Source organism: Pectobacterium carotovorum, assembly GCF_900129615.1.
GTDB lineage: Bacteria > Pseudomonadota > Gammaproteobacteria > Enterobacterales > Enterobacteriaceae > Pectobacterium > Pectobacterium carotovorum.
Genome location: NZ_FQWI01000005.1, coordinates 198,955 through 213,184, shown reverse-complemented (window position 1 = coordinate 213,184; position 14,230 = coordinate 198,955). Strand labels below are relative to the sequence as shown.

Sequence of the window (14,230 nt, the reverse complement as noted above, 5' to 3'; positions counted from 1 at the left end):
CCTATTCATCCCCCTTTCCTTTTTGTCTACCCACACGTCGCAGATTTGTGCAGCACACCGCATGCCTGAACATTCTCTTTTAAAAACAGCCCAATGCGTTTTTCTTTCACGGCAAAACCACCGTTAACAGACTATGCTTTTCTCTGGCTGTACTTGCTTCGCGTCCACGACGTCTGCGCTAAAAGATAAAAAGGACATGACTATGAGTAAAGTTAAGCAACAGGATATTGACCGTCTGATCGAACTGGTCGGCGGGCGTGAGAACATCGCAGCGGTCACGCACTGCATTACTCGTCTCCGCTTCGTCTTGCACGACTCATCCAAAGCCCATCCCAAGAACATTGAAGAGCTACGTATTGTTAAAGGGTGTTTTACCAACGCCGGACAATTTCAGGTCGTGATCGGCACCAACGTGGATGAGTATTACAAAGCGCTGCTCGCCACCACGGGAAAAGGCGAGATTAATAAAGAAGAAGCCAAAGTCGCCGCTCGCCAGAACATGAGCTGGTTTGAACGCAGCATTTCACATTTTGCCGAGATCTTTTTTCCTCTGCTTCCCGCACTCATCAGCGGGGGCTTGATCCTCGGCGCACGTAACGTGATTGGCGATATTCCAATGCGCGACGGGCAAACGCTGGTACAGCTCTACCCGACCTGGCAAACCATCTACGATTTCCTCTGGCTGCTGGGCGAAGCTATCTTCTTCTATCTTCCTGTTGCGGTCTGCTGGTCAACCGTACGCAAAATGGGCGGCACGCCCATCCTCGGCATCGTGCTTGGTATCACGCTGGTATCGCCACAGCTAATGAACGCCTACCTCATCGGTCAGCAAACGCCTGAAGTGTGGAATTTCGGCTGGTTCACGATCGAGAAGATAGGCTATCAGGCACAGGTCATCCCTTCCGTATTGGCCGGGATGGCGCTGGCCCTGATCGAAACGCGGCTGAAAAAAATCGTGCCGGATTACCTCTATCTGGTGGTCGTGCCCGTAACCTCACTCATTCTGGCCGTTTTCCTGGCACACACGTTGATTGGTCCCTTTGGTCGTATGATTGGCGATGGCGTCGCCTGGGCCGTTAAGGCAGTGATGACAGGCAGCTTCGCTCCCGTTGGCGCCGCGCTGTTTGGGTTCCTGTATGCGCCGCTGGTCATCACGGGCGTGCACCAAACAACGTTAGCGATTGATATGCAGATGATTCAAAGCATGGGCGGCACCCCCGTCTGGCCGCTCATTGCGCTATCCAACATCGCACAGGCGGCTGCCGTCGTTGGGGTGATTCTCGTCAGCCGGAAAGCCAACGAACGCGAAATTTCTGTTCCTGCGGCGATTTCCGCCTTTCTTGGCGTGACCGAACCCGCCATGTACGGTATCAACCTCAAATACCGCTTTCCGATGCTGTGCGCCATGATCGGCTCCGCTGCGGCTGCACTCATCTGCGGGCTGTACGGCGTCACGGCAAATGGCATCGGCGTAGGTGGGCTACCGGGTATTCTCTCCATCAAACCACAGTTTTGGGGAATCTTCGCCCTTGCCACGCTGGTTGCCACCGTCATTCCGATTGTATTGACATCGCTGGTCTATAAACGCAAAACCCGCAATGGCACACTCGATCCTGCATAGCGGCATATAATTATTGTTTCAACCCAGGCCGTGCTTGCACGGCCTACTGTAATAAAGGAGCGACCTCATGACCATGAACGCCTCGCTTCCCTGGTGGCAAAACGGCGTGATTTATCAAATCTACCCGAAGAGCTTTCAGGACAGTACCGGCAATGGCATTGGCGACATCGCTGGCATCACCGCCCGGCTCGATTACCTGCAACAGCTGGGCGTCGATGCGATCTGGCTGACACCAGTTTACCTCTCTCCTCAGGTTGACAACGGCTATGACGTCGCCGACTACTGCGCCATCGACCCAGCCTATGGCACGATGGCCGATATGGAAACATTGATCGCGGAAGCGCATCAGCGCCGTATCCGTGTCGTCATGGACATGGTGTTCAACCACACCTCTACGCAACACCACTGGTTCCAGAACGCACAGGATCGCCGTAGTCCGTACCGTCATTTTTATATCTGGCGTGATGGTAATGACGGAGCGCTACCTAATAATTGGCGTTCAAAATTTGGCGGCCCGGCTTGGCAGTGGCACGAAGAAAGCAAACAGTACTATCTGCATCTTTTCGCCACTGAACAGGCCGACCTGAATTGGGAACACCCGCGCGTACGGGATGAATTAAAGCAGGTCTGTGCATTTTGGGCGGATAAAGGTGTGGACGGACTGCGGCTGGATGTCATCAATCTGGTTTCCAAGCAGCAGGATTTCCCATCTGATGCTCAGGGCGATGGACGCCGTTTCTATACCGATGGCCCCCTGATTCATGATTACCTACAGGAGTTCAGCCGGGATGTTTTTCAACCCCGTGGCTTGATGACCGTCGGTGAGATGTCATCCACCTCGCTGGAGCACTGCCGCCGCTACGCCGCGCTGGCCGGCAATGAACTCTCCATGACGTTCAATTTCCATCATCTGAAAGTCGATTATCCGAATGGGGAAAAATGGACGCTGGCGGAACCTGATTTTATCCAACTCAAACAGATCTTTAATCACTGGCAGCAGGGGATGCACAACCATGCCTGGAACGCGCTGTTCTGGTGTAATCACGACCAGCCGCGCATCGTGTCGCGCTTTGGTGACGAAGGCAAATTCCGTGTGCAATCCGCCAAGATGCTGGCGATGGTGCTTCACGGTATGCAAGGCACGCCCTATATCTATCAGGGTGAAGAACTGGGTATGACCAATCCAGGCTATACGCGGATTGAACAATACCGCGATATTGAAAGCCTGAATCAGTTTGCTGAACAGCGCGAACGGGGTCAGCCGGACGAACAAACCTTAGCAATCCTCGCTAGCAAATCACGCGATAACGGCCGCACGCCGATGCAGTGGGATGACAGCCATCATGCTGGGTTTACGACTGGCACGCCGTGGATAACCCCATGCCAGAATGTCGACCACATCAACGCAGCACAGGCGCTGGCGGATAAAGACTCCGTTTTCTATACCTACCAGCAGCTTATTGCTATGCGTAAAGCACTTCCGCTGCTGACGTATGGGGACTATCAGGATTTGCTCCCCGATCACCCTAACGTCTGGTGCTATCAGCGCATCTGGGAGGGACAGCGGCTTCTGGTTCTGGCAAATCTCAGCAAACAGACTCAGCGCTGGCAGCCTCCAATTGATACCCATGACCGCCGCTGGCGACTATTATTCAGCAATTACTCTGATGCACAGCCTCAGCCCGCCATACTGGCGCTACGCCCGTTTGAAGCCATCTATTGGGTACAAGGAATGCCGGAGAAAGAGGATAAGATTCAGGGCTAGAGGATACCGTGAGATGTAGCGGGTAACCCCGCTACATTATTACCAGAAACTCAATTACCAGAAACTAGATTGGAAGGAACTAGCGCTTAGCCAGCAGCAATCCCAACACCAGACCGACTGTGGCACCGATACCGATACCGTGCCAGGGTTTGTCATGCACATAGACGTCGGCTTTGTCAGCCACCTGCTTGGCGCGCGCATAATAGCTGTCAGTCACACCAATGCGGGCTTTGACTTCCAGCAGCGCTTTTTCCGCGCCCTTTTTCAAATCAAGGTAGGCTTGGTCTGCCTGATCGCCCGTATAGCGCAATACCTCATCCAGCGTTTCAGACAGAAGTTTTAAATCATCATCGACACGAATTTCTTCAGGCTGTTTTTTGGTCGCTGCCATAAAGTGCTCCCTTCTGTTATGAAAAGTCATTAGTTATAAATCGTTGCCTAATTAACTATAGACAATTTTGCGCCGTTCCTACGGCTTCAACAGACCAGATCATTCCTAAAACGTATTTTGCTTCCATAAAAAAACGCAGGGAGCGTTTTTCAACGTCGCTTGCGACGGCCCGAAGGGTGGCGAGCAGGAAGCTCGCCATAAAAAAACGCCGTTGATTCTCATCAACGGCGCTTCATTACTCAAGCAGACTCTCGTCAGCGGTTACATCATTGGCTGCGCCAATTGCACCAGAGAGATAAGCGGCTGCGGATACAAACCAAAGAACAGTACGGCGATGGAGGAGATTAGCACGACCACACCACCCGCAGTTAAAGCCCAGTTGTTTGGCGTATCACGCTGCAACACCTGCGGCGCATTCAGGAACAAACTCACCATCACACGCAGATAGTAGTACAGACCAATGGCACTACCCAGCACGACCGCACCAGTCAGCCACCACAGTTCAGCATTAACACCGACCGCCAGCACATAGAATTTGCCGAAGAAGCCCAGCGTCATCGGGATGCCCGCCAGCGACAGCATCATCACCGTCATCACCGCAGACAGGATTGGTTTATGCCAGAACAAACCACGGTAAGAGAACAGTGAATCGGCATCCGGGCCACGGTACGGGCTAGACATCAGGCTAACCACACCGAACGCGCCCAGGCTGCTGAACAGGTAACCCACCAGATAAACACCGACGGTTTCCAGCGCCAGTTGATGGCTCTGAACCGCGATCAGGGCAACCAGCAAATAGCCCAAGTGCGCGATGGAAGAGTAGCCGAGCAGACGTTTGATGTTGGTTTGCGATACCGCCATCACGTTACCGAACAGGATAGACGCGAACGCGATGACACCCAGCACAATTCTGACGGACTCGCTGTCAGCCATCGGCGCGTACAGAAACAGACGCATGACTGCACCGAAAACGGCAATTTTACCGGCCGTCGCCAGAAACGTAGACACGGGCGCAGGCGCCCCCTGATACACATCAGGCGTCCACAGCTGGAACGGAACCAGAGACAGCTTGAAGCCCAGACCGACAATCATCATCCCCAGACCTGCCAGCAACAGCGGCTCATGGATTTGGTGATCGCTTAGGCTCTTGCCGAGGCTGGCGAAGCTCATATCGCCTGATTCAGCATAAATCAGCGCCATACCAAACAGCAGGAAGGAAGACGCGGCTGCCGACAGCAGCATGTATTTAATACTGGCTTCCAGCGAACGTTTCAGGCGGAAGGCATAGCCGACCAGACCAAACAGCGGGAGAGAAAGCAGTTCGATCCCGATGAACAGCGAAGCCAGATGGTTAGCGCTCGACAGCAAAATCCCACCCAACGCGGCAATGAGAACCAGCAGGTAGAACTCATCACGATTGTCTGGGTAGCCTTGCAGCCACGGGTAGGCAAATGTGCTGGTTGCCAGACTGGCAAGCAGAACCAGTCCGGTATAGAACATCGAGAAGCCATCAACACGCAGCAGCGGCGTCACGTCCGTTGGGCCAACCTGGCCGACAAAGTACAGTGACAGCAACGCAATATTCAGGCCGATAACCGTCATGGTTGCGTTGACAAAATGGTTGCGTCGCCACGCAATGCACAGCATCACAACCACTACCGTCAATCCGACGATCAACAGCGGCGATAGCGCAATTAGTTGTTGAAGAGTTATTGTCATGGCGAATTACGGCCTTGTTGTTGAAATAATTGAATCTGGAGCAGACGACATAAACCACTGCTGGATATTTGACATCGCGGCACTGGAGGTATCCAGAATCGGTTGCGGGTAAACCCCTAACAACACCAGTAATACCACCAACAGCATCACGATAGACAATTCGCGAAGCGACATACTCTTCAATGGTTCATCAGATTTAGGCGTACCGTAATAAGCACGCTGAATCATGATCAGTGAGTAGACCGACGCAAATACCAGACCGAAGGTTGAGATCACCGTAATCACCGGCACAACCTGATAGCTGCCGAACAGAATCATGAATTCGCCGACAAAGTTACCCGTACCCGGCATCCCCAAGGTTGCCACAGCAAAGAACAGAGACAGCGCAGGCAGGAACTTCAAGCGCGCCCACAGGCCACCCATTTCACGCATGTCACGGGTATGCAGACGTTCGTACAGTTGACCACACAGAATGAACAGACCGGCAGCGGACAAGCCGTGCGCAATCATCTGAATCACCGCACCCTGATAAGCCAGCTGATTACCGGAATAGATGGCAATCATCACGAAGCCCATATGGGACACCGAGGTGTAAGCAATCAGACGTTTGATATCCGTCTGTTTGAACGCCAACCAGGCACCGTAGAAGATACCAATCACACCCAGCCACATAGCGATCGGTGCGAAAGCATGGGAGGCGTTCGGGAACAGCGGCAGGCTGAAACGCAGCAGGCCATAGGCCGCCGTTTTCAACAGGATCCCTGCCAGGTCAACAGAACCCGCAGTTGGTGCCTGACTGTGTGCATCTGGCAGCCAACCGTGCAACGGCACGACAGGCATTTTTACAGCAAACGCGATGAAGAAGCCCAGCATCAGCAGATATTCAACACCATATGACATCGGCGTCTTCAGCAGGTCTTCATAGTTGAACGTCCAAACGCCAGTGGCATTGTGATGCACAAAGACCAGCGCCAGAATCGCGATCAGCATGATCAGTCCGCTTGACTGGGTATAGATGAAGAACTTGGTCGCCGCTGTAATTCTGGTTTTACCGTCGGAGCCTTTATGGCCCCACAGTGCAATCAGGAAGTACATCGGTACCAGCATCATTTCCCAGAAGAAGAAGAACAGGAACATGTCGATGGCAAGGAACACGCCAATAACGCCGCCCAGAATCCACAGCAGGTTCAGGTGGAAGAAGCCCTGATAGCGCTGAATTTCATTCCAGGAACAGAGGATTGCCAACACGCCCAGCAACCCCGTCAGCACCACCATCAGCAGTGACAGGCCGTCCAGCGCAAGATGAATACCGATGCCGAAGCGCGGGATCCATGGCACATAAAACTCGGATTGCCATTGTGGTACGCCTGTTGGTGCGGTCAGCGAATAACCGCCTTGCAACCACAGTTGCAGAGACAGTGCGAGTGTCAGCCCCATTGCAATCAACGCTATCCAGCGCGGTACTTTCGTACCAAAACGCTCTAACTGCCAGCACAGCAGACCGCCGATAAAGGGGAGAAGAATTAGCCAAGGTAGTAGCATGGCGTTTTGTGTCCCTAAATTAAAGAAATCTGAAAACTTGCCGTGGCGGGCATCCCTGTCTGCGGAATGCCCTACCTTTCATACGTTACCGGATACTGCCTTAGACCAGCAGTAACAAGGCCAGCACCAGCACGGCACCAAAGCCCATTGAAGCAACGTACCAGCGCAATTGACCATTCGCACTGAGCGCCAGCCCACGGTTACCCCAACGAGTAATCGTAGCCGGAAGCGTCATCAATGCATTTAACGGATCACGCTGCAACAGCTTCGCGATAGCCAGATACGGTTTAACAAAGACATGGTCGTACAACCAGTCGAAGCCCCACGCGTGGAACCACCAGGTCGAGAAGAAACGACCTGGTGCACTCTTCGCGATGCTGCTCACCGCCTGACGTTTACCCAGCCACAGCACAGCAGCAAGCAGAATACCGGCAATCGCCACCACGCCAGAGGTAATTTCCAGCGTCATCAACTGGCCATGTTCAAGCTCAGTCGTCGCTGGCAATACACCGTGCAACGGCGGAACAATCATCGCACCAATAAAGGTGGACAGAATCATCAGCACAACCAGCGGTAAGTGGTGAGAAATGCCTTTTCCTGCATGCGCCTTGGTTTTCTCTTCACCGTGGAACACGATGAAAATCATACGGAACGTATACAGCGAGGTCATGAAGGCACCAGCCAATCCAGCCACCATCAGATTGATGTGACCATTTGCCCATGCGCCAGCCAGAATCTCGTCTTTACTGAAGAAGCCTGCGGTAACCAGCGGCAGTGCAGCCAGCGCCGCGCCCCCGACCAGGAAGCAAACATAAACCAGCGGAATCGTTTTACGCAGGCCGCCCATCTTGAAGATGTTCTGCTCGTGGTGGCAGGCCAAAATCACCGAACCAGAAGAGAGGAACAGCAAGGCTTTAAAGAACGCGTGCGTCATCAGGTGGAAAATCGCGGCATCCCATGCCTGAACGCCCAGCGCCAGGAACATGTAACCAATCTGGCTCATAGTAGAGTAAGCCAAGACGCGTTTGATGTCGGTTTGAACCAGAGCGGCAAAACCCGCCAGCACCAGCGTGACTGCACCCACGATACCTACCAGATGCAGAACATCCGGGGCCATCAGGAACAGGCCGTTAGTACGCGCAATCAGGTAAACACCTGCGGTAACCATCGTCGCGGCGTGGATCAGTGCGGATACCGGTGTTGGACCAGCCATCGCATCTGCCAGCCAGGTTTGCAGCGGCAGCTGTGCCGATTTACCGACCGCACCACCCAGCAACATCAGCGTAGCCCAGGTGATTTCTGGTGAACCTTCAGCCAGTTTCTGCGGTGCCAATACCATCAGTTCGCGGAAGTTAAGCGTACCCAGCTCTTTGTAAAGGATGAACAGCGCAAAGGCCAGGAAGACGTCACCCACACGCGTAACGATGAAGGCTTTCATCGCCGCCGCGCCGTTCTTCGGATTGGTGTAGTAGAAACCGATCAGCAGGTAACTGCACAGCCCCACCCCTTCCCAACCGAGGTACATCAACAACAGGTTATCAGCCAGTACCAGAACAACCATACTCGCGATAAACAGGTTGGTGTAGGCGAAGAAGCGGGAATATCCCTCTTCCCCACGCATGTACCAGGAGGCAAACAGGTGGATAAAGAAGCCGACACCCGTTACAACGGACAGCATCGTCACCGAAAGGCCATCAAGCGTCAGCGTGACGCTGATGTCGAAGTTGCCGACGGCCATCCATGTCCACAGATGCTGATTAAAGAAGGTCACGCCGCCGTGCTGTTGGCCCATGAAATCGACCACAACCCAAGCGGTAACCAACGCTGCCAGACCAATCGAGCCAACACCGACGGTCGCGGACGTATTTTCAGACCAGCGACCGCGGGAAAATGCCAGCAACAGAAAGCCGAGCAGCGGGAAGAGTATTGTTAAATAGAGTAAGTTCATCCGCGCATCTCACTGACTGTATCAATATTCAGGGTCTGACGACGACGATACATTTGCAGCAACAGTGCCAGACCAATACTGGCCTCAGCCGCTGCCAGCGTAATCGCCAGAATGTACATCACCTGACCATCCGGCTGCTGCCAGTAACTGCCTGCGACGACAAAGGCCAGCGCGGCAGCGTTGATCATAATTTCAAGACTGATCAACATAAACAGCAGGTTACGACGAATCAACAGACCAGTCAGCCCCAGAACAAACAGAATGGCGGCTAAAATCAATCCATGTTGTAACGGAATCATGCGCGTTCCCCCGTTATTTTCTTCTCAACGTCCTGGTTTGCGCCTTCTTTACTGACAACGTCACCACGTTTATCTTCACGACCAATGTGGAAAGCGACAACCAATCCCGCCAGCAGCAGCATTGATGCTAATTCAACGGCCAGAACATAAGGCCCAAACAGGCTGATACCCACGGCTTTCGCCTCAACAGGCGTACCCGTGATGCCCTGCTCTTTCAGGCTAAGAATGGCATTGACGACAATCACCAGTAACGCCAGTGAAAGAATGCTCGGACCGATCCAGACGCTGGGTTTCAGCCAATTCCGCTCTTGTTCTTCTACGGAATTACCGAGGTTGAGCATCATGACCACGAACACAAACAGCACCATGATGGCACCCGCATACACGATGATGCTCAGCGCGCCGGCAAAATTAGCCCCCAGCGAGAAAAATACGCCCGCAATCGCCATGAGCGAGGTGACCATATACAACAATGCATGCACAGGATTGGTATGCGTAATGACGCGCAGTGTCGCCAGTATCGCAATCAAGCCTGTGGTATAAAAAGCGAATTCCATGCTAGCTCCTTAGGGCAACAGGCCTTTGACATCAATGGGTTTGGCTTCGTTTTCAGCTTCGCCTTTGTCTTTCCCATCGATTGCCATACCAGCCATCCGGTAGAAATTGTATTCCGGATATTTACCCGGCCCCGATATCAGCAAATCTTCTTTCTCGTACACCAGATCCTGACGTTTGTAGTCGCCCATCTCGAAATCCGGCGTCAGCTGGATAGCGGTTGTCGGGCAGGCTTCTTCACAGAAGCCACAGAAAATGCAGCGCGAGAAGTTGACGCGGAAGAACTCTGGATACCAGCGACCATCTTTGGTTTCCGCTTTCTGCAATGAGATACAGCCGACCGGACAGGCCACCGCACACAGGTTGCAGGCAACGCAACGCTCTTCACCATCTGGATCGCGCGTCAGCACGATACGACCACGGTAGCGCGGCGGTGGATTCACAGGCTCTTCTGGATACATTCTGGTTTCGCGCTTCTTAAAAGCATTCGATCCCACCATACAGATACTGCGTATCTGGGTGCCGAAACCAACCACTAACTCTTTCAATGTCATGGTTTATTCACCCCTTCTTAAGCGTTGTACAAAATGACGGCCGCTGTCGCCAGCAGATTCAAAAGCGTTATCGGCAGACAGACTTTCCAACCGAAAGACATCACCTGGTCATAACGCGGACGGGGTAACGAAGCACGAATCAGGATGAACATCATCATGAAAAAGCCTGTTTTCAGCGCGAACCAGACAAACGGAGGCAGGATTGGACCATGCCAGCCACCGAAGAATAAGGTCACCATCAGCGCGGAAACAGTCACGATCCCGATATATTCCCCGACAAAGAACAGACCGAATTTCATACCGGAGTATTCAATGTGGTAACCATCGGCCAGTTCCTGTTCAGCTTCAGGCTGGTCAAACGGGTGACGGTGACACACCGCCACGCCTGCGATGGCAAACGTAATAAAGCCGAAGAACTGCGGGATAACGTTCCACAGGTGTTCCTGAGAATCGACGATGTCGCGCATGTTGAACGAGCCCGCTTGCGCGACAACACCCATCAGCGACAGGCCGATGAACACTTCGTAGCTTACGGTCTGAGCAGAAGCACGTACCGCACCCAGCAGCGAGTATTTGTTGTTACTCGCCCAGCCAGCAAACAGCACCGCGTAAACGGCCAAACCTGCCATCATCAGGAAGAACAGGATACCGATGTTCAGATCGGCGACACCCCAGGTTGGCGTGATCGGCACAATCGCAAAGGCAATTAGCATTGACGTAAACGCGATCATCGGTGCCAGCGTGAAGATCACCTTATCGGTGAAATTCGGCACCCAGTCTTCTTTGAAGAACATCTTGATCATGTCAGCGACAAGCTGCAATGAACCGCCCCAACCTACCCGGTTCGGTCCATAACGTCCCTGGAAGAGGCCGAGCAGTCGACGTTCACCCATACTCATGAATGCGCCACAGGTCACCACAACCAGCAGAATCACGATCGCTTTTCCGACGGAGATCAGAATCTCGATTAATTCCGGCGTTAACCAACTCATTGTGCGGCCTCCCGCAGATTTTCAACGGTTGCACCCGCCAGCACCGGTGCAATACCCGGTAAGCCCAGCGGTAAACCAACCTGTCCCTGACTCAATGCCGCACTTAAGCGCAGTGGCAGACGTAGCGTTTGTCCTGCACAGGTCAACTCAAGCAACGCACCAGCGTTCACGCCCAGCGTTGCCGCATCAGCCGGGTTCACCATCACGTAAGGCTCTGGCATACGCTGCTGAATCACGTCAGAACGCTGTGACATTTCATCACTACCAAACAGGTGATAATACGGCGCAACGCGCCATTGACCCGCTTGTGGGACGAAAGCCGCAGGAATGTTATCGAAATACGCCAGCGAACCTTCTCCGGCTTCGATCATACGCACACCTGGATCGCCATGACGCAAATGTCCGCCCACTTCGTCCTGGAATTTGTTCCAGGCTTGTGGTGAGTTCCAGCCTGGTGCCCAGGCAAACGGAATCTGCTGACGATTAGCTGTCGGGCTGTTGTTCCCTTCCATTGAGAAGGCAAACATCGTGTCTTTATCGACGGGCTGACGTGGTTCATGCACGCTGATATTGGCACGCATTGCAGTACGTCCGCTGGAACGAATCGGTGAACGTGACAGTTTCTGACCACGAATACGGAACGACGCGTCCGGCGCGGCATCTTTGATTGCAGCCAGCTGCGGCAGAGCAGCAACACACGCATCAATCACGTTATCCAACTGCGTCCAGTCAACCTGACGGCTGTTATAGGTGATATACAACGAGTGCAGCCAGCGCCAGCTTTCCAGCATCACAATCTTGTCGTTGTAGTACGTTGGGTCATAAACCTGGAAGAAGCGCTGAGCGCGGCCTTCCTGATTCACCAACGTACCGTCGCTTTCAGCAAAGCTGGCAGCAGACAGAATGATGCTAGCCTTATCCATGATGCGAGTACGCTGATGGTCAACCACAATCAGGTTCTCAGCTTTTTCCAGCGCCGCGTCAACGCGAGCGATTGGGGCATGGCGGTAGAGATCGTTCTCCAGAACCACCACGCTGTCAGCGTCGCCGTTTTCCAACTGCGTCAGCGCGTCATCCAGCGAACCGCCACCCATGATTGACAACCCGATGCTGTTAGCAGCAGGTGCAACAAAGGTAATACCGACCTCAGAACCGCGATTTTTCAGCGCTTTGGCAACGTTTGCCGCCGCAGAGATCACTTCCTCGCTACCTGAATTGGTGCCGGAAATGATGAGTGGTTTTTTCGCACCGGCCAGCGCTTGTACGATGATATCGACTTTCTGGTCGAGACCCGCAGCCAGATCGGTAACTGCCGGAGCGCTGCTATCCAGACCATGTGCAATGGCAAAACCAAGACGTGCCTGATCGGCAACCGGCGCACGGTAGTTCCATGCAGCGATGTCGTCCAGACGGGTGTTATCGACGTTGGTGACAAACAGCGGGTGCTTGGCATGCTGACCAATGTTCATGATCGCCGCAATCTGCCAGTCAGCCACTTTCTGTGCGGCCGCCATTTCACGAGCTTTGCCTTTAACGGCCTGACGAACGGCCAGTGCGATACGCGCGCCCGTCTGCGTCAAGTCTTCACCCAGAATCAGAACCGCATCGTAGCCTTCGATCTCACGCAGCGCCGGTGTTCTCACACCGCTTTCGCGCAGCACCTTCAGGATCAGTTGCAGACGACTTTGTTCTTCCTGCGCGATACCTGTGTAGAAGTTCTCGGCACCCACCAACTCACGCAATGCGAAGTTGCTTTCAATGCTGGCGCGCGGTGAACCGATACCGATCGTTTTCTTCGCCTGACGCAGCACATCCGCCGCACCTTGCAATGCCTGATCGGCATTCAGCGCGATCCAGTCATCACCACGACGTTGCAGCGGCTGGTTCGGACGGTCTTTCTGGTTGACATAGCCGTAACCAAAACGACCGCGGTCACACAGGAAATAGTGGTTTACGCTACCGTTGAAACGGTTTTCGATACGGCGCAGTTCGCCATAGCGTTCACCGGGGCTGGTATTACAGCCGATGCTGCACTGCTGGCAGACGCTCGGTGCAAACTGCATATCCCATTTACGGTTATAGCGCTCGGAGTGCGTTTTATCGGTGAAGACACCGGTAGGACACACTTCAACCAGGTTGCCAGAGAACTCGCTTTCCAGCGTGCCATCTTCCGGGCGACCGAAGTAGACGTTGTCGTGTGCGCCGTAAACGCCGAGATCTTTGCCATCCGCGTAATCTTTGTAGTAACGCACGCAGCGATAGCACGCGATACAACGGTTCATCTCATGAGAAATGAACGGCCCGAGATCCTGATTGCGGTGGGTACGTTTGGTGAAGCGATAGCGACGGAAGTTCTGTCCCGTCATCACCGTCATATCCTGCAAATGACAGTTACCGCCTTCCTCACACACCGGACAATCGTGCGGATGGTTGGTCATCAGAAACTCAACTATCGTCTTACGGAATAGTTTCGCTTCTTCATCTTCAATCGCGATGAACGTTCCTTCGGTTGCCGGTGTCATACAAGACATCACCAGACGACCGCGGGTATCTTCCGCGTTTTGGTACTGTTTTACCGCACAGAGGCGGCAGGATCCGACGCTCCCGAGCGCGGGGTGCCAGCAAAAGTAAGGAATATCAAGTCCCAGAGTCAGGCAAGCTTCCAGAAGGTTGTCTGCTCCGTTTACTTCATACTCTTTGCCGTCTACATGAATAGTAGCCATAGTCAGCATGCTTCCATAATGGCCCGTGTTACCACGAGCGCTAATCAAAAATTCTGTATACCCTCACTTTCAAATCGCAAATGCGTTGGCTACCTGCGCCTTGAAATCTATTGGGTTTATG

Annotated in this window: 11 protein-coding genes; 2 read left to right on the top strand and 9 right to left on the bottom strand. The window is 53.4% G+C overall.

Features of this window, described 5'->3' with window-relative positions; translation table 11 throughout:
- Nucleotides 1-202 precede the first annotated feature (202 nt).
- Nucleotides 203-1,621, top strand: a complete 1,419-nt coding sequence (gene treB, locus BUB06_RS12350) for a PTS trehalose transporter subunit IIBC (RefSeq protein WP_010295360.1) — start codon at nt 203-205, stop codon at nt 1,619-1,621.
- 73 nt (nt 1,622-1,694) lie between these two features.
- Nucleotides 1,695-3,386 (top strand): alpha,alpha-phosphotrehalase, encoded by a 1,692-nt coding sequence (gene treC / locus BUB06_RS12345; protein WP_039471930.1) that lies wholly within the window; start codon nt 1,695-1,697, stop codon nt 3,384-3,386.
- Between the two features lie 79 nt (nt 3,387-3,465).
- Here the strand turns inward: treC and elaB are convergent, their stop codons facing one another.
- From elaB to nuoG, 9 genes are all read right to left on the bottom strand, one after another.
- On the bottom strand, nt 3,466-3,777 hold the full coding sequence (elaB, locus tag BUB06_RS12340) for a stress response protein ElaB (protein ID WP_010295366.1): 312 nt from the start codon (nt 3,775-3,777) through the stop codon (nt 3,466-3,468).
- A 261-nt stretch (nt 3,778-4,038) separates the two neighbouring features.
- Nucleotides 4,039-5,496: an NADH-quinone oxidoreductase subunit NuoN gene (gene nuoN, locus BUB06_RS12335; RefSeq protein WP_010295367.1), complete on the bottom strand. Its 1,458-nt coding sequence runs from the start codon at nt 5,494-5,496 to the stop codon at nt 4,039-4,041.
- A gap of 6 nt (nt 5,497-5,502) precedes the next feature.
- Nucleotides 5,503-7,038: an NADH-quinone oxidoreductase subunit M gene (gene nuoM, locus BUB06_RS12330; protein WP_039471319.1), complete on the bottom strand. Its 1,536-nt coding sequence runs from the start codon at nt 7,036-7,038 to the stop codon at nt 5,503-5,505.
- 100 nt (nt 7,039-7,138) lie between these two features.
- Entirely contained in the window at nt 7,139-8,986 is a 1,848-nt protein-coding gene (gene nuoL / locus BUB06_RS12325; RefSeq protein ID WP_010278858.1) for an NADH-quinone oxidoreductase subunit L, read from the bottom strand.
- Nucleotides 8,983-9,285: an NADH-quinone oxidoreductase subunit NuoK gene (gene nuoK, locus BUB06_RS12320; protein ID WP_005969835.1), complete on the bottom strand. Its 303-nt coding sequence runs from the start codon at nt 9,283-9,285 to the stop codon at nt 8,983-8,985. Before nuoK ends, nuoL begins: the two co-directional genes overlap by 4 nt.
- Nucleotides 9,282-9,842: an NADH-quinone oxidoreductase subunit J gene (gene nuoJ / locus BUB06_RS12315; RefSeq protein ID WP_010278881.1), complete on the bottom strand. Its 561-nt coding sequence runs from the start codon at nt 9,840-9,842 to the stop codon at nt 9,282-9,284. The genes nuoK and nuoJ overlap by 4 nt, the downstream gene beginning before the upstream one ends.
- Before the next feature lie 9 nt (nt 9,843-9,851).
- Complete coding sequence (gene nuoI / locus BUB06_RS12310; RefSeq protein WP_010278884.1) at nt 9,852-10,394, bottom strand: NADH-quinone oxidoreductase subunit NuoI; 543 nt, start codon at nt 10,392-10,394, stop codon at nt 9,852-9,854.
- Nucleotides 10,395-10,411: 17 nt separating this feature from the next.
- Nucleotides 10,412-11,386, bottom strand: a complete 975-nt coding sequence (gene nuoH, locus BUB06_RS12305) for an NADH-quinone oxidoreductase subunit NuoH (protein WP_010278889.1) — start codon at nt 11,384-11,386, stop codon at nt 10,412-10,414.
- The gene (nuoG, locus tag BUB06_RS12300) at nt 11,383-14,109 is read right to left on the bottom strand and encodes an NADH-quinone oxidoreductase subunit NuoG (protein ID WP_039471317.1); all 2,727 of its coding nucleotides are present in this window, start codon (nt 14,107-14,109) and stop codon (nt 11,383-11,385) included. The genes nuoH and nuoG overlap by 4 nt, the downstream gene beginning before the upstream one ends.
- Nucleotides 14,110-14,230: the final 121 nt, after the last annotated feature.